Origin of the sequence: Halobacillus massiliensis (genome assembly GCF_900166625.1) — a bacterium.
In the GTDB taxonomy this organism is placed as follows: domain Bacteria; phylum Bacillota; class Bacilli; order Bacillales; family Halobacillaceae; genus Halobacillus_A; species Halobacillus_A massiliensis.
Genome location: NZ_LT800499.1, coordinates 4,282,084 through 4,297,267 on the forward strand (window position 1 = coordinate 4,282,084; position 15,184 = coordinate 4,297,267).

A 15,184-nucleotide genomic window follows, 5' to 3' on the forward strand; every position below is an offset into this window, starting at 1 on the left:
GCTTTTTGCATAAAATATTTTCCCTTTAAGCCATATAATTATGGTATTCCCCAGACAATGATTATATTCCTTAATTTTCGACATCTTCAGAGTAAGGCATTCCAATTCGTAAGAGCCCTCGCGTTTGTAGACCTCCTAACCCTTTTTCACCGCTGATTGTATTGCGGACCACATCCCAAATGTTTATATAGTCCATAAATGAAGTATATGCGACGCGTGCGGCCACATAGACTGGGTCAATGGCATGAATATTAACGCGTGCAGGGGAGCTGGCGAAGTTTGCGCCTGCTTTAATAATCGATTCAAAGTGAGATTGGCAGGCACCAGCGAAAATAACAAGCTGGTCAAAATGAGGATAATGCTGACGTAAGTTACGGACAGCCTCAACAAAATACTTTGAATGACGGTAGGCATCTAAATTTTTAGTAGAACCTTTAGATTTGGAATAAGCATCGTGACCCGTTAATACAACAATTTCCGGCTGAATTTTCTTAACAAGGGCCAGTACTTCTTCCGGCATGTTCCTTTCATGAATATACTGTCCATGCACCTGCAGCCCGAGTTGTTCATACAGCTGAACACACTTTTTCAAAAACAAGGCATCGCCGTCGATATGAAGAATGCGTGGAGAAATCTGAAAGTAATTGGCTTTCTCTTCCTCGGACTCTAAATATCCGCTGCTGGCTTCAATATCTCTTTTTTCCTTTAACAGACGATAATCCTGACGAAACAGGCGGTAAGAACAAGCCTCTTGTTTATTAATATGTGATTTTCGCTCTTGATATTCAGATCCAGTCACTTTTTTTAAATCTTCCAGGGGAGCATCTACTTCCAGACGCACATTTTCTCCGAGTAATATGACATAGGAATCTTCAATCGACTTTACCCGAAAGATTACATCGTGGTTATAGGACTTCCTTGTTACTAGATCACCCTTTGTTAACATCAGCATCCCACCTTCGTCATACGCTACATTAGCCTATGCGAAAGTTACAGGTCTGTTACTTCGGAGAGAATTGACGGGCGAGAACAGCGAATTCCTCCATCGACAAGGATTCTCCCCGGCGTATGGGGTCAATTCCAGCAGCTTCTAGCAGCTTCTGAATTTCCTGTTTATCCATTCTGTCTTTAAAATGTCTCGACAGGTTATTGCTTAATGTTTTTCTTCTCTGCCCAAAGGCTGCCTTCACTAAATCAAAGAAAAAATCTTCATCTTCCACTTGCACAGGTGGATTTGCTCTCATTTTTAAGTGAAGGACAGCGGAATCCACGTTTGGCTGCGGCATGAATACGGTTTTGGGCACGTGCATAGCAATCTCGGCTTCTGTATAATATTGAACAGCAATTGACAGCGAGCCATAACTCTTTGTATTAGGCCCGGCAGCCATCCGCTCAGCGACCTCTTTCTGTATCATGACGGTAATACTGTCAACCGGCAGACGAGCCATTAACAGATTCATTAAAATCGGTGTAGTGATATAATACGGAAGGTTTGCTACTACTTTGACAGGCTGATCTTTGGAAAAATGCTCTTCCATCACCTGTTTGACATCCGCTTTTAATATATCCATGTTAATGATCTCCACATGATCATATTCAGACAGCGTATCTTCTAAAATAGGAAGCAGGCGCTGATCGATTTCAAATGCGACGACTTTTCCTGCATGCTCGGCCAGCTGTTGAGTTAACGCTCCAATTCCCGGACCGATTTCAATTGCCCCTGCTTGCTTATCAATGCCTGCATGTTCAATAATATTTTTCAATATATTTACATCAATTAAAAAGTTCTGACCTAAGCTTTTCTTAAAAGAAAATCCGTATTTCTCCAAAATTTCTTTTGTTCGTTTCGGTGTTGCTACCGCTTTACTGTTCATTATTTTCCTCCTGCACAATTTGTTCCATAGCTTCTTCCAGCTGGCGGGTTGTAATTTGAAACATATTCAGGCGTTTGAGCAGCTGTTTTCCGTTCGTTTCCCCTATGTGAAGGAGGTTCCCCAATTTTTTTCGACGCTCATTTGCTTTAGATCCGCCTATCAGCCCATAGGCAATTAAATCTTCTTTTAATATCGTGTTTTCCATATTTTCCGCCAGTTCATATACTTCAGATAGCGCTTTTCGAATATCTTCTAAGGAAGCATGCTCAATTCCTACTCCTTTATCCCGTTTCGCCCGTGCCCGGTCTTTAGGCAAAAACGCGTGCTTACAGCCTGGCACGTGGTTTGTTACAATATGTCGGATTCTCTCCCCGGGATAGTCAGGGTCGGTAAAAACGATGACACCCCGCTTTTCATAGGCATGCTTAATTCGTCGCAGCACTTCTTCATCTATCGCAGAACCATTCGTTTCAATCGTGTCAGCCTCAACTGCCTGACGTACACGGGCTGTATCGTCCCGGCCTTCCACGACTATGATTTCTTTTATCTTCACCGTACATCCTCCAATTATTACTTGCTTTTAATCTTCCATAGCATACCACGTATTAAACATAGAAAAAAAGCAGAGGAAAGCTCTCCTCCGCTCTTTTTAGTCCAGTACTTTCACTTCTACCGTCCGGCTTCCAAAACTTAAAGCCTGACTTTTTGAAGGCACATGCACATCTATTTTATTTCCCTGGATGGCGCCTCCTGTATCTCCGGCAATGGCCGTTCCGTATCCTTCCACCCAAACCTTGCTTCCGAGCGGAATAACACTTGGATCAACCGCAATTACCTTTTTATTAGGATTTGCCTTTAAATCAATGCCTGTAGCTGTTTTTCCGCTGCAGCCTTTACAGTCAGCTGTATAAGCCGTCGCATTCATAGTCAAAGTCTTTGTGCTTTCTTCTTTTGGCTCAGATTTTTCAGAAGTGCTCTTCTTTGCGGAAGTTCTTACAATAGCAGGCTTGTCCTTCTCTTTTTTGGCCATAGCAGGCTGCTCAGGAGCCTCTTCTTTTGTACCTAGAGCTACAATTTCATCGACACTTTCTTTTTCAATTTCTTCGTTTACAAGCTTACGTTCTTTCTCCTCACCGTTGACGATGAGAATTTCGTATTCTTTTGTCACTTTTCCGTTTTCACCGGCAGTAAGAACTTTTTCTTCGCCTTTACGGATGCTGTTATCTTTTTCTTTGACAATTTTATGTTCAAGCTCTTCTTCTACCGTATCTTTCACTTTTTTTATACGCTTAATAGCCACTGTCATATCGTTGGCAAGCTCTTTATCTTTTGATTGGTTAAGTTTATCCAATTTGTTCAGGACGATGTTTTCCTCGTTTAGGAGCTCTTCGACTGTAGCTGCTGTCGTCCATAGCTCCTGCTCTTCACCGCCGTCATCTAATGTAAGGGATATGGCACGGTCGACTTGTATCTTTAGATCATCTTTAAGCTCTGTTGTTTGGTCATGAGATAAGACATCGTGTTTGTTTAATTGTATTTTCTGCTCTTCTAAGAAATCGCCGACTGTCTCAGCTGTCGTATAGTAAGTCTCAGATTCATCATTTTCCATAAGCTGCACAGGAGTAGAGGCTGTATACTTTACGTCCATGCCGTAAGTAACCGGGGTATCTAATTCGTGGGAGATCCGGTCATGAGCTTTAGGACTTACACTTAATTCTGCCAGTAAGTCTCCAACCGAATCAGCATGAGTACGAACGATTTGCGAGTCACCATTATGTGTCACAAGAACTGATGCTTTTGTTGCTTCATATGTAACGGCTGTTAAAAAGGTAATGGCAGCTATAGCTGCCAATCCTCCCCATAATAGTCCTGATTTAATTACAGTTTGAAGAATGTTCCAAAGCTTCATAGTTCCTTTCTCATCCCTTTCCCCCACGATTTTCTAAATATATGACAAATACTTTTCATTTAAAATTAAAGAAAGAGCCAGCACCTGTCTGCTGACTCTTTACATTATGCACTTTCGCCTATTCAATTAACATAACAGCTATATTACGATTACTATACAATTCCATCTTTATTTGTAATATTGGTGCCAAAGTCCTGCAATTTATGAATTAATTCGGAAAAAATTAAGAGCATTTTCGGTCGTAATTTCACACACTTCTTCATAACTCAAGCCTTTTAACTCAGCAATCTGTTCTGCCACAAGCGTGACATAGGCAGGTTCATTGCGCTTTCCCCGGTTTGGATGTGGAGCAAGGAATGGGCAGTCTGTTTCGATGAGCAGATGCTTCATATCGATAGCTTTCGCCACTTCTTTTGGAAGCTTGGCATTTTTGAATGTAACTGGACCTCCTAAAGAAATCATAAAATTCATGTCCACACACTCTTTCGCCGTTTCCACAGGACCGCTGTAACAATGCATGATGCCTCCGACTTCAGCCGCATTCTCTTCTTTCAAGATTTGGACGATATCTTCCGTTGCTTCACGGTTATGAATGATTATCGGCATCTTCACTTTTTTAGCCAGTTGAATTTGCTTTCGGAAAACTTCTTTCTGTACATCTGCCGGCGATTTATCCCAGTGATAATCCAGTCCCATTTCTCCAATCGCCACCACTTTAGGATGTGACAAAAGCTCTTCGATCCACTTAAGATCTTCCTCTGTCATATCAATCGCATCGACAGGGTGCCAGCCGACTGCCGCATAGATATGATTGTTTTCCTCAGCAATCTGTATGGCGAGTGGAATGGTTTTACGATCAAAACCTACAACGGTCATATAGCGGACACCGGCCTCATGAGCGCGATCGATTGTTTCCTGTAAATCATCTTCAAATTGGTCTGCATTTAAATGAACATGAGTATCAAATAACATCTTTATATCCTCCTTCATCGAAAAAGGGAAAAGCTCCTTTGCTTTTCCCCTTTTTATGTGATTATTTAACTTTCGAACCGTTTGGAAGCGACTGATCAATAGAAGCTAAAGCCAAGTTCCCTTTCCCATCTTCTCCTGCCAGGATCATGCCTTGGGAAAGCTCTCCTTTCAGCTTCACAGGCTTGAGGTTGGTAATGCAGATAACTTTCTTGCCAGTCAGCTCTTCTATGCTGTAATGCTCGGCAATGCCGGAAACGACCTGGCGCTGCTCTTCCCCTAAATCGAGCTGAAGCTTCAGCAGCTTGTCTGCTTTTTTAACTTTCTCTACTTTTTTCACTTCAGCGACACGGAAGTCAAGCTTTGAAAAGTCATCAATCGTAATTTCTTCTGCTTTATTTTCTGCTTTTTTCTTTTCTTTCTCCGGCTCAGAAGATGGCTTTTTCATCATATCTTTTATAATCTGAACCTCTTCTTCAGCATCAAGACGAGGGAAAATCGGCTCTGCTTTTTGCACCTTCGTTCCTTCAGGAAGCCCTTTGAATTCAGTAATGCTGTCCCAGGCCTTATCATCATCACTTGTGATACCAAGCTGACTGAATATTTGCTTAGGCGTGCTCGTTAAGAACGGCTGAAGCATAACCCCAATATGGCGCAGCGATTCAGCAAGGTGTGCCATAACATTCCCAAGACGATCTTTCTGGGCATCATCTTTTGCGAGCACCCATGGCTGTGTTTCATCAATATATTTATTTGTACGGCTGACGAACTTCCATAAATCAGCAAGCGCCACGGAAAACTCCATGTTTTCAAGAGAACTTTCAACAGAAGCTTTCGTTTCCGCCGCTAATGCTTCTAAATTTTTGTCATATTCATCTTCAGATCGTTTAAGGTTTGGAACTTCCCCATCAAAATACTTACTAATCATTGCAACTGTACGATTTAAAAGATTACCTAAGTCATTGGCGAGGTCATAATTTGTACGCTCTACAAACGCTTCAGGTGTAAACACACCGTCAGAGCCAAATGGTACTTCGCGAAGTAAATAGTAGCGGAGTGCATCAAGGCCGTAGCGGTCACTCAGCTGGACAGGATCGACGACGTTTCCTTTAGATTTAGACATCTTCCCATCTTTCATGAGAATCCAGCCGTGGGCAAATACCTTTTTAGGAAGCGGCAAATCTAAAGCCATCAGCATAATCGGCCAGTAAATCGTATGGAAACGGACAATTTCTTTCCCTACGAGATGGACATCTGCCGGCCAGTATTTCTGATACAGTTCATCATTATCACTATCGTACCCAAGAGCGGAGATATAGTTACTCAGCGCATCAATCCATACATAAACGACGTGTTTTTCATTCGAAGGGACTTTCACACCCCAGTCGAAGGTTGTACGGGAAACCGCCAGATCTTCAAGGCCTGGTTTAATAAAATTGTTAATCATTTCATTTTTCCGGCTCTCCGGTTGTATAAATGTTGGGTTCTCTTCATAAAACTTAAGAAGCCTGTCGACATACTTACTCATTTTGAAGAAATAAGACTCTTCTTTTACTTTTTCGACAGGGCCTCCGCAGTCCGGGCAGCGGCCATCTTCCAGCTGTCGCTCAGTAAAGAAGGATTCACAAGGTGTGCAATACCATCCTTCATACTCATCTAAGTAAATATCACCTTTTTCAAGCAGGTAATTAAAGATTTTGGCAACAACCTTTTTGTGCCGGTCCTGAGTCGTGCGAATGAAGTCATCATAGGAAATGTCAAGCTTGTCCCATAGGTTCTTAATTCCGGAAACAATGTCATCAACATAAGCCTGAGGCGTGACTCCAGCCTCTTCAGCTTTACGCTGAATTTTTTGCCCATGTTCATCTGTCCCTGTCAGATACATGACATCATACCCACGAAGGCGCTTGTAGCGTGCCATGGCGTCCCCGGCAACCGTGGTATAAGCATGACCTATATGCAAATTACCACTTGGGTAATAAATTGGTGTACTAATATAAAATGTCTTTTTTTCCTCTGACATCATGTTTCCCTCCTAGTTTCGAACAATTCTATTTGGTATTGTACCATGATTTGGCTATTATTTCTGTATATCCACATCTAACACTAAAATATACCGAACCTGTAATCAAATTGTCAAAAAAAATAAAAGAAAACGTCGAATAATAGTGTATCTTATCAAGGTATTTTCTGGTAAGATTAAAGTGTATATACAATGGATATTTCAACCATTTATGGATTGCCGAAATTTGTCGAGCTTAAGAGCCGCAATACTTGAAAAGTTGTCAGCTGTTAATGTATTTTTAATTAATTGTTTAAAATTACCACCGTTTTTGGAAATATTGTGAATTGACAGCTTTGGGAAACGTTGGTACTATATTACGCGAGACATATGTCGATATTTGACGAAAACTTTTGAGTTGAGGGGAGAAAAAAACATGAAATCTACAGGTATTGTACGTAAGGTTGACGAACTCGGACGCGTAGTAATTCCGATCGAGCTTCGTAGAACTCTTGGTATTAATGAAAAAGACGCACTGGAAATCTATGTCGACGATGACCGCATCGTACTAAAAAAATATAAGCCAAACATGACTTGTCACGTTACAGGGGAAGTTTCGGACGCTAACATGAAGCTAGCTAACGGTAACTTAGTATTAAGCCAAGAAGGCGCGCAAATGCTTCTAAAAGAAATTCAAGGCCAACTAAATAAATAAAACGTCTTGATAAAACTGGTTAACTAAACTGACGAACAACGAAGTTTTTGGCATATGCTCGTACGCAAAGAGCCCTTACTGCTTGCAGCAGTAAGGGCTTATTTTTATAGTTATTCTTATGATTCCACATGAAACGCCTGATAGACATCCCGCTTTTTCATATTACGATCAACGGATGTCTGTTTAATCGCCTCTTTCGGCGGCATCTGTTGATGACTGATGTAATATTCCACGTGTTCCTTGATGGAAAGGTGGCCCCACCAGATTTGGCCGGCTGTCTCTTCTTCTTCCTGCGCCCCTTCTACGATTACACAGAACTCTCCGCGTACTTCACCTTCGCTCGTCCACTGTATCACTTCCTCAAGGCTTCCCCTTACATATTCCTCATACCTTTTCGTTAGTTCACGAGCCAGGGTGATCTGTCGATTTCCAAACTGTGCATAAAGGTGACTCAGCATCTCTTTTAGTCTGTGAGGCGACTCGTAAAAAATAATCGTTGACCTCTGATTGTTTAAAGCTTCAAGGACAGCCTGCCGCTCCTTTTTCTTTCTTGGCAGAAATCCATAAAAATAAAACTGATCGGTTGAAAGACCTGAACCTACAAGCGCCGGCAGTGCCGCATTACAGCCGGGCAGGACGACGACAGAAAGCTCTTGCTCAATCGCTTCCTTGACTAAGTCTGCTCCAGGATCTGAAATACCGGGCATTCCTGCGTCACTGACGACGGCGATCGTCTGTCCTTCATTTATTTGTCCCAGCAGCTGCGGCCCCTTTGTATACTTATTATGTTCATGATAACTGGTCAAGGGTGTGGAAATCTCAAAGTGATTCAACAGTTTCTTCGTATTACGCGTATCCTCCGCCGCTATCGTATCCGCTTCCTTAAGAATGGAAACCGCTCGAAATGTCATATCTTCAAGGTTTCCTATTGGAGTCGGTACGATGTAAAGCGTCCCTTGCCCTTCATGCTTCGTAAAGCTTTTTTGGATGTTCATCTAGTGAGCCCCCATTGCTTGAAATAATCCATTTCTCTTTTTGGCCCCGTGAGAACTGCTTAAGTTTGTACTCCTGCTTCAAAGCTTCTCCTTTGGACTCGTATACTTCCAAATATTCTAACATAAACGGCCCCCGGCCTCTCGTATATTTGGCCCCTTTGCCTTCTGCATGCTTTCTCAGCCTGGCATCCAGGTCGTTCGTATAGCCGGTGTATAGGGTCTGATCCTTACAACGGATCATATACACATAATGCTTACTTCCCATATAAAATCTCCCGAAATTCGTCACTGTATTCCCCGTTATCTTTATGTGTATACAGCGGGGGAAGAATTTTTAAGTCAGGCTTTCCATCACGGGTTCCCTCAATCAGCAGAACGTTCGCTTCTTTACCTTGCTTAGGATGGACGAACTGAATACGTTTAGGCTCTACCTGATATTTTCTAAAAAGCTCAATTATATCAGCCAGCCTCCCCGGACGATGAACTAATGAGATTTTCCCACCTGATTTTGTCAGACGGCTGCAGGCTTTAATGACATCCTCAAGGGAGCAATAGATCTCATGGCGGGCAATCGCCAAGTGTTCGTTTTCATTTCTTTTGTCATGAGCCGGTGTTGGAAAATAAGGAGGGTTACAGGTAACAAGATCAAAGCGTCCGTTTCCAAGGACTTTCGGCATATCCTTTAAATCCCCGTGAATCATATCGAGTCGGTCTTCCAGCTCATTCAAATTTACATTTCGGACAGCCATATCATGCAGTCGTTTTTGAATCTCTACTCCTGTAATTGGAACTTGCGATCTTCTTGAGAGAAATAGTGGAATCACACCGTTTCCTGTACATAAATCCAGAATCCTTCCCCTCGTTCTCGGAACAGAAGTAAACCTGGCCAGCAGGACCGCATCGACGGAAAATGCAAATACTTGATCACTTTGAATAATGCGCATATTTTCCTCTGCTAATAAAAAATCAATTCGTTCATCACCTTTTAGCTCTACCATACTCTTGCACTTCCTTTATATTAATGACTCTTAAATAAAAAGAGAGCCCTTCCTCGGGTGGGCAAGGAAAGGCTTGGGCCTGAATAAACTATTTGCTTTTATTTAAAAATGACAGGCAGAACAAGCAATCCTCATCGCGCGGACTGCCGAAGTGAAGGTTACAGATATGGAAGCCTTCTTCATAAAGCCGGGCTAAGTTATCATAGCCTTCACCCACAACTTTGCTCTTCCCGCCTGAGCCGCTATCCTTTGAAGCCTGCTCGTTCTCCTGATCTAAACGCTGACGCAGATGATGGTTCTCAACCGATAAATGCTGATTCTCTTCAAGCAGATGGGCCAGCTGTTTTTTTAAATCACCTAACTGCTCATAGAGCTCGCCAATCTGCGATTCTAAATGAGATACTTGTTCAAATATAGCCTTTTTGTTCACGGTTGATTCCACCCCATCATTCTGTGGCTTCGGTTTGGACGACTCCTTCATCGATAAGCTCCTGTAAGGAATATTCAAGGGTGCGTTCCTGTTCCTTGAATTCAACCTGAACTAAACGCTCCAGCATGTTCAGACCGATGACTTTTCCTTTTCCATAGGATGTCGCAATGTTCTGTCCTACATCAGGAAGCTCTCGTTTGGCGGATTCGTATTCATCATTTTCGTATTTTAGGCAGCACATTAATCGGCCGCATAAACCGGAGATCTTTGCCGGATTTAAAGATAAGTTCTGATCTTTCGCCATCTTAATGGAAACCGGCTCAAAATCCCCTAAAAATGTTGAACAGCATAGCATTCTGCCACAGGGACCTATTCCGCCAAGCATCTTCGCTTCATCACGGACTCCGATCTGCCGCAGCTCAATCCGAGTCTTAAATACGGAAGCGAGGTCTTTAACGAGCGTACGGAAATCTACACGTCCATCCGCTGTAAAGTAAAAAATCACTTTCTTGCGGTCAAATGTATATTCTACATCGACCAGATTCATGTCTAATTTATGTTCACGTATCTTCTTCTCGCACATACGGTAGGCTTCTTCGGAGTTCTCTTTATTTTCATCGACGGATAGTTTGTCTTTTTCGTCTGCCATGCGGATCACTTTTTTCAAAGGAAGAACCACATCTTCTTCGTCTACTGTTCTATTCGCGATTACAACTTTGCCGAACTCTATTCCACGAACTGTTTCCACAATGACATAATCTTTCGTAGTCAGCTGAACACCGTCGGGATCAAAGTAATATATTTTCCCCGCTTGCTTGAATCGGACACCTACGACTTCTATCACTTGACATCACCTCTGCAGTTGAAGTGTAAGCTGTTCCATCACGAGAGTGGGATGGACATTTTGATCTATCTTTCGTTTCGCCTCTAAGATTAACGACAGGGAATGTGTAACAGACTGGCGTGTCCATCTTAATGCTGCCTGGTTTCGTTTTTCTTTCTCTTGTATATATACAATTGCTTGCTCACGGCCCAAGTTATGATGAATCAGGTCATGAAACCAAAGCATAATCATGTCCAAGCCGATCTGAATCTGCTGTCTCTCTTTGAAATGAGGCATCCACTGGTGGTTGATAAATAAGAGTCCTTCTTGTGGTTTGTTAAGAAGCACTTCTACTAATTGTATCACTAATTTTCGCGCATTAGCAAACCACTCATCTTGCTGCAACTCATCCGCTTCGCTTAAGTTATTTGTCAGCGAAGCTAATATTCTTGCATTAGATTCAGAGACTCCCTGTCCTTCTAATTGTTGCACAATTCGATCAGAATTCAAGGGTTGAAACGCCAAAATTTGGCAGCGTGAACGAATTGTATTTAAAATGGCCTGGCTGTTTTCCGTTAAAAGCATGGCCGTTGTCTGACGGCTGGGCTCTTCCAGAAACTTAAGCAGGCGGTTGGAAGCATTTGTTGTCATTTTATCAGCATCTGTAATGATATATACTTTTCGATTTGACTCGAGACCTGTATAGGAAAATTCTTTTTGTAAGTTAAGAATTTGTTCCTTTTTTATCGATTGGCCGTCAGGGGAAATCCAGTGCAAGTCAGGATGGTTCCCCGAATCAATCCTGCGGCAGTCCCGGCACTGCAGGCAAGGTTCTGCCCCTTCCTTTTCCTTGCAGAAAATACTCTTCGCAAATAAAGCACCCATTTCCCGCTTGCCTGTTCCTTTATCGCCCTGGAAAAGGTAAGCATGGGAAATACGCTCCTTTTTAAAGCTGTTAACGAGCATCTGGGCTACAAGCGGCTGGATTTCCCTCATTTCATTCCATGTCATATGGTTTCCGTCCTTAAGTGTATAAATTAATTAATAATCCTTTAATTTGTCCGATAATTCCCAGCACATTGATGGATCTCTTCTCCTGCCCCATCAGACCTTCTGTCAGTTCAGCTAAATGGTCATCGATGGACTGAACGAGCATCAGCTTTCGGCTGCGGCCGTTCCTATCGAAGCTGCGGCTTTGTTTAACAGCTAAGCCATAGGTCACTGCTTCATCCAAAAAATCTTTAATCAGCCTTTTATATTTAGCTAAGTCTCTAAACGAACGAGAACGTGCCACCCGCTCGCCCTGAGAGGAAATATGAGCGATTAAACGCTCCATCTGGTTTTCATGGAGCTGCTTTGCCTCTGTTTGGATCGCTGTATTAAAATTCTGCCTCCCCTTAACGGAAACCGCTGGATAAGGCATGGCTTCAAGCTGTGTCCGGATCTCCTGTGTAATCTTCATAGGAAATCCTTTTTAAAATTGAAAGAAGGAGTCTATTGGCAAAACAAATACGGTTGCACCGCCGACTTCGACTTTTACTGGTTTTGGAATATAAGAATCCGCATTCCCGCCCATCGGTGAGATTGGTGCTACCATCTGTTCACGATGGCTGCAATTTTTGCGGATAATATCTAGTGCATCATCTACCTGGTTATCGTCACATCCAATCATGAATGTTGTATTTCCTTCACGAAGAAAACCCCCGGTCGTCGATAACTTCGTCGTCTGTAAATCGTTATCGGCCAGTGCGTCCGTTAAACGATTACTGTCTTTATCCTGTACTATTGCAATAATCATTTTCATAGGAAACGTCCTCCCGTTTGGTTTTTTTTATTATTATACCAAAATTACTCTTTTTTTAGTAAAAAGGGATGAAGGACCTCTTTTGCTTCTTCATACACTTTGGAAGCTTCCTGATTAGCGTTGATAGGATGGATACGCTCCGAGTACTTCCTAATCAGCATTTGATAAGCTTCATACACCCGCTCATGAAAATCTACTTTTTCCAAATCAAGACGGTTCTTTTCACGTTTATCATTGGCTGCAATTCTCTTCAGCCCTTCTTCAGGCGGAATATCAAAAAACAAGGTGATGTCGGGCATACACCCTTCAATCGCAAACTGATTAATTTGATAAACTTCATCTATCCCCAGACCACGGGCATATCCTTGATAAGCCAGGCTTGAATCGACGAACCGGTCACATAAAACCACCTGGCCCTTATTAAGGGCAGGCAATACTTTTTCCACAAGGTGCTGTCGTCTGGCGGCTGCGTAAAGAAGCGCCTCCGTGCGCGCATCCATGGTTGTATGTTCTTTATTTAAAATAATCTCGCGAATGCTTTCCGCAATATGAATACCTCCCGGTTCCCTCGTTTTCAGAACCTCATATCCACTCTCTTCCAGCCAATCGCTGATTTGATTTAATATCGTCGTTTTTCCGGCGCCGTCTCCGCCTTCAAACGTAATAAAAAGTCCACTCACAAATGATTCTCCTTTTAAAATACCCACATCCCAAGCTCTATCTCTTTATTTTGGAACCCCGCTCTTTCTTCTAATAGGGAAAGGGTCTGCTTATAATGCTCTCTTGTCACCCGCTCTCCTTTTAAAATGAGAGGAATACCGGGCGGATAGGGAATAACAGCCTGGGCACAAACACGGCCCAATGCCACCTTCCAGGGCAGAAAGACCGGGGTTTTAAAGGACATGTCCTTGTAATTGGCTTCAAGCGTCTGTAATGCAGGAATAGATATATTCTTCCGTTTAATTGTATCATGAGAACTCTTAATTTTTAATTGGCAATTCAGCGTCTTAAGTGTTTTTTTCAAAGCGGATCGATCAAGATGCGGTACTAGTCCGCTCGTAAGAAGAACTTGTTCAGCTGTAGCCATTTCCGGGAAAAGGCCAGCATTCTCTAAATGGCGGGCGATCTCGAACCCGGAAAGCGAAGGATGGGGGATCAGCGTAATTTTTAAAGGGTCATCCTTCCTGGAGAGAGGAAGCAGCTTAAACACAGATGATTGAGCAAGCAGGGTGCGTATCTCCTGAACGTAGTCCATCAGCTCACTTTTTTGCTCCTTCGTAAAAGCAGCTAAAAAATATCGGGCCAAATCCAGACTGGCCATTAAAGGATAAGAAGGGCTGCTGGATTGATGCATCTGCAGGAAGTATTCCAGTCTTGAAAGCGGCACACGCCCTCCCTGTACATGCAGAAACGAAGCCATCGTCATTGCCGGTGCCATTTTATGGGCAGACTGAATCACAACATCAGCTTGAAGGTCTACAGCTGATACAGGAAAAGGTGCCCCAAGCTTAAAATGAACACCGTGTGCTTCATCAACGATCACTGGAATATTACGATCATGGAGGTAATCAATAATTTCCTTAAGTTCATAGGTTCTCCCGAAATAGTCCGGATATGTGAGTACGACCGCTTTAATCTCAGGATACCTATGCATTGCTGTTTCAATCATAGATCTTGTTATTTTGCTATATCGTCCTGTAGCATCTTCATATTCAGGCATAGCAAATACAGGCTCAGCGCCGGACAGTTCAATGCCGTGCAAAACTGATTTATGACTATTCCTCTGAATCAGCACTTGATCTCCCGGCCGAACAACTGTCATTATAGCTGCTATATTGCCTGAGGTGCTTCCATTTACTAAAAAGTAGGAAGATTGGCTGCCATAAAACTCACTGAGCAATTGCTGAGCTTGAAAAATGACATCTTCTGCTCCATGTAAATCGTCAAGGCCGGTAATTTCCGTAGCATCGAGTCTTAAGATACGCGCGAAATCCTCTTTCCCTTTATCCGGAAAAACATTGCCAAACTTATGGCCAGGGACGTGAAAGGATATATTTTTCTGTTGCTCATGCTGCTTCAATTTATCATATAATGGGGTTTTATTTTGATTCTCTCTATTCATTTTCAATCCATCCCGTTCTTACTATGTTTCACCATCTATGCTACATGATAGGGGTAAAAAAAAGCCACCCCCTTGATAAAGGAGCAGCCTCAGGAATGAATAGCCGTACGATAGGCCTTATTCATTTGATCGATAAAATACTGATATTTCGGGTCATCTGCTGGTGTGTTAAGCATTTCTTTTTCACATGAATCACAAATATAGACTTTTAATAATAGAATTCCGTTATCTGTTTTCTTAGAACAAATACTGCAGCATTCAGGTGTTTTCAAAGAAATCGGCCTCCTAAAGATATGAATTTATCTCTAGTATCTCCTAATCTATGAACTTTATACGAGATTTTTTATATTTTACTATTAAATTATCCAGCATATAAAAAAACCTTGGAAGATGATTTCTTCCAAGGTTTTAACTGAGACGAGGCAGCGTCCTACTCTCACGGGGATAAACCCGACTACCATCGGCGCTGAAGAGCTTAACTGCTGTGTTCGGCATGGGAACAGGTGTGACCTCTTCGCTATCGCCACCTCATCGTATGAAGGG

18 protein-coding genes and 1 rRNA gene are annotated in these 15,184 nt (G+C 42.5%); 1 reads left to right on the top strand and 18 read right to left on the bottom strand.

Annotation, left to right across the window (positions count from 1 at the left end; genetic code table 11):
- Positions 1–70 precede the first annotated feature (70 nt).
- The 6 genes from yabG to metG form a co-directional block, all read right to left on the bottom strand.
- The gene (gene yabG / locus B7E06_RS21370) at positions 71–946 is read right to left on the bottom strand and encodes a sporulation peptidase YabG (RefSeq protein ID WP_179134111.1); all 876 of its coding nucleotides are present in this window, start codon (positions 944–946) and stop codon (positions 71–73) included.
- Between the two features lie 55 nt (positions 947–1,001).
- Positions 1,002–1,874 carry a 16S rRNA (adenine(1518)-N(6)/adenine(1519)-N(6))-dimethyltransferase RsmA gene (gene rsmA / locus B7E06_RS21375; RefSeq protein WP_082235834.1) on the bottom strand — a complete coding sequence of 291 codons (873 nt, stop codon included), beginning with the start codon at positions 1,872–1,874 and terminating at the stop codon, positions 1,002–1,004.
- Positions 1,864–2,427: a ribonuclease M5 gene (rnmV, locus tag B7E06_RS21380; RefSeq protein WP_082235835.1), complete on the bottom strand. Its 564-nt coding sequence runs from the start codon at positions 2,425–2,427 to the stop codon at positions 1,864–1,866. The genes rsmA and rnmV overlap by 11 nt, the downstream gene beginning before the upstream one ends.
- A 96-nt stretch (positions 2,428–2,523) precedes the next feature.
- Positions 2,524–3,783, bottom strand: coding sequence for a resuscitation-promoting factor (locus B7E06_RS21385; protein ID WP_082235836.1), 1,260 nt, complete (start codon positions 3,781–3,783; stop codon positions 2,524–2,526).
- Positions 3,784–3,984: 201 nt separating this feature from the next.
- Positions 3,985–4,755 carry a TatD family hydrolase gene (locus B7E06_RS21390; protein WP_082235837.1) on the bottom strand — a complete coding sequence of 257 codons (771 nt, stop codon included), beginning with the start codon at positions 4,753–4,755 and terminating at the stop codon, positions 3,985–3,987.
- Between the two features lie 61 nt (positions 4,756–4,816).
- A complete protein-coding gene (metG, locus tag B7E06_RS21395) occupies positions 4,817–6,775 on the bottom strand; it encodes a methionine--tRNA ligase (RefSeq protein ID WP_082235838.1) in 1,959 nt (652 codons plus the stop codon).
- A 415-nt stretch (positions 6,776–7,190) separates the two neighbouring features.
- On the opposite strand from metG, the gene B7E06_RS21400 reads away from it, so the two are divergent.
- Positions 7,191–7,469, top strand: a complete 279-nt coding sequence (locus B7E06_RS21400) for a transition state genes transcriptional regulator AbrB (RefSeq protein ID WP_082235839.1) — start codon at positions 7,191–7,193, stop codon at positions 7,467–7,469.
- A gap of 116 nt (positions 7,470–7,585) precedes the next feature.
- Here B7E06_RS21400 and rsmI read toward each other — a convergent pair whose 3' ends face one another.
- From rsmI to rrf, 12 genes are all read right to left on the bottom strand, one after another.
- Positions 7,586–8,464, bottom strand: coding sequence for a 16S rRNA (cytidine(1402)-2'-O)-methyltransferase (rsmI, locus tag B7E06_RS21405; RefSeq protein ID WP_082235840.1), 879 nt, complete (start codon positions 8,462–8,464; stop codon positions 7,586–7,588).
- Complete coding sequence (locus B7E06_RS21410) at positions 8,433–8,729, bottom strand: GIY-YIG nuclease family protein (RefSeq protein ID WP_082235841.1); 297 nt, start codon at positions 8,727–8,729, stop codon at positions 8,433–8,435. The genes rsmI and B7E06_RS21410 overlap by 32 nt, the downstream gene beginning before the upstream one ends.
- On the bottom strand, positions 8,719–9,462 hold the full coding sequence (locus B7E06_RS21415) for a tRNA1(Val) (adenine(37)-N6)-methyltransferase (protein ID WP_082235842.1): 744 nt from the start codon (positions 9,460–9,462) through the stop codon (positions 8,719–8,721). Before B7E06_RS21415 ends, B7E06_RS21410 begins: the two co-directional genes overlap by 11 nt.
- Before the next feature lie 88 nt (positions 9,463–9,550).
- Positions 9,551–9,892 carry a DNA replication initiation control protein YabA gene (gene yabA, locus B7E06_RS21420; protein WP_143414593.1) on the bottom strand — a complete coding sequence of 114 codons (342 nt, stop codon included), beginning with the start codon at positions 9,890–9,892 and terminating at the stop codon, positions 9,551–9,553.
- 16 nt (positions 9,893–9,908) lie between these two features.
- Positions 9,909–10,736 (bottom strand): PSP1 domain-containing protein, encoded by an 828-nt coding sequence (locus tag B7E06_RS21425; protein ID WP_082235844.1) that lies wholly within the window; start codon positions 10,734–10,736, stop codon positions 9,909–9,911.
- Between the two features lie 6 nt (positions 10,737–10,742).
- Positions 10,743–11,726, bottom strand: a complete 984-nt coding sequence (gene holB / locus B7E06_RS21430; RefSeq protein WP_082235845.1) for a DNA polymerase III subunit delta' — start codon at positions 11,724–11,726, stop codon at positions 10,743–10,745.
- A 13-nt stretch (positions 11,727–11,739) separates the two neighbouring features.
- Positions 11,740–12,177 (bottom strand): YaaR family protein, encoded by a 438-nt coding sequence (locus tag B7E06_RS21435; RefSeq protein ID WP_082235846.1) that lies wholly within the window; start codon positions 12,175–12,177, stop codon positions 11,740–11,742.
- 12 nt (positions 12,178–12,189) lie between these two features.
- Positions 12,190–12,519: a cyclic-di-AMP receptor gene (locus B7E06_RS21440; RefSeq protein WP_082235847.1), complete on the bottom strand. Its 330-nt coding sequence runs from the start codon at positions 12,517–12,519 to the stop codon at positions 12,190–12,192.
- A gap of 44 nt (positions 12,520–12,563) precedes the next feature.
- Positions 12,564–13,199 carry a dTMP kinase gene (tmk, locus tag B7E06_RS21445; RefSeq protein WP_082235848.1) on the bottom strand — a complete coding sequence of 212 codons (636 nt, stop codon included), beginning with the start codon at positions 13,197–13,199 and terminating at the stop codon, positions 12,564–12,566.
- Between the two features lie 14 nt (positions 13,200–13,213).
- On the bottom strand, positions 13,214–14,641 hold the full coding sequence (locus tag B7E06_RS21450; RefSeq protein ID WP_082235849.1) for an aminotransferase class I/II-fold pyridoxal phosphate-dependent enzyme: 1,428 nt from the start codon (positions 14,639–14,641) through the stop codon (positions 13,214–13,216).
- 89 nt (positions 14,642–14,730) lie between these two features.
- Positions 14,731–14,913 (bottom strand): sigma factor G inhibitor Gin, encoded by a 183-nt coding sequence (locus B7E06_RS21455; RefSeq protein WP_082235850.1) that lies wholly within the window; start codon positions 14,911–14,913, stop codon positions 14,731–14,733.
- A 145-nt stretch (positions 14,914–15,058) separates the two neighbouring features.
- A 5S ribosomal RNA gene (rrf, locus tag B7E06_RS21460) occupies positions 15,059–15,172 on the bottom strand.
- Positions 15,173–15,184 lie beyond the last annotated feature (12 nt).

Excerpts from the sequence above, each read along its gene's own strand:
- B7E06_RS21390 (WP_082235837.1), bottom strand. The coding sequence starts at position 4,755 with ATGTTATTTGATACTCATGTTCATTTAAATGCAGACCAATTTGAAGAT.
- B7E06_RS21410 (WP_082235841.1), bottom strand. The coding sequence starts at position 8,729 with ATGGGAAGTAAGCATTATGTGTATATGATCCGTTGTAAGGATCAGACC.
- B7E06_RS21440 (WP_082235847.1), bottom strand. The coding sequence starts at position 12,519 with ATGAAAATGATTATTGCAATAGTACAGGATAAAGACAGTAATCGTTTA.
- holB (WP_082235845.1), bottom strand. The coding sequence starts at position 11,726 with ATGACATGGAATGAAATGAGGGAAATCCAGCCGCTTGTAGCCCAGATG.
- B7E06_RS21400 (WP_082235839.1), top strand. The coding sequence starts at position 7,191 with ATGAAATCTACAGGTATTGTACGTAAGGTTGACGAACTCGGACGCGTA.
- rsmI (WP_082235840.1), bottom strand. The coding sequence starts at position 8,464 with ATGAACATCCAAAAAAGCTTTACGAAGCATGAAGGGCAAGGGACGCTT.
- B7E06_RS21415 (WP_082235842.1), bottom strand. The coding sequence starts at position 9,462 with ATGGTAGAGCTAAAAGGTGATGAACGAATTGATTTTTTATTAGCAGAG.
- yabG (WP_179134111.1), bottom strand. The coding sequence starts at position 946 with ATGTTAACAAAGGGTGATCTAGTAACAAGGAAGTCCTATAACCACGAT.
- rsmA (WP_082235834.1), bottom strand. The coding sequence starts at position 1,874 with ATGAACAGTAAAGCGGTAGCAACACCGAAACGAACAAAAGAAATTTTG.
- B7E06_RS21450 (WP_082235849.1), bottom strand. The coding sequence starts at position 14,641 with ATGAATAGAGAGAATCAAAATAAAACCCCATTATATGATAAATTGAAG.
- B7E06_RS21385 (WP_082235836.1), bottom strand. The coding sequence starts at position 3,783 with ATGAAGCTTTGGAACATTCTTCAAACTGTAATTAAATCAGGACTATTA.
- metG (WP_082235838.1), bottom strand. The coding sequence starts at position 6,775 with ATGTCAGAGGAAAAAAAGACATTTTATATTAGTACACCAATTTATTAC.
- B7E06_RS21435 (WP_082235846.1), bottom strand. The coding sequence starts at position 12,177 with ATGAAGATTACACAGGAGATCCGGACACAGCTTGAAGCCATGCCTTAT.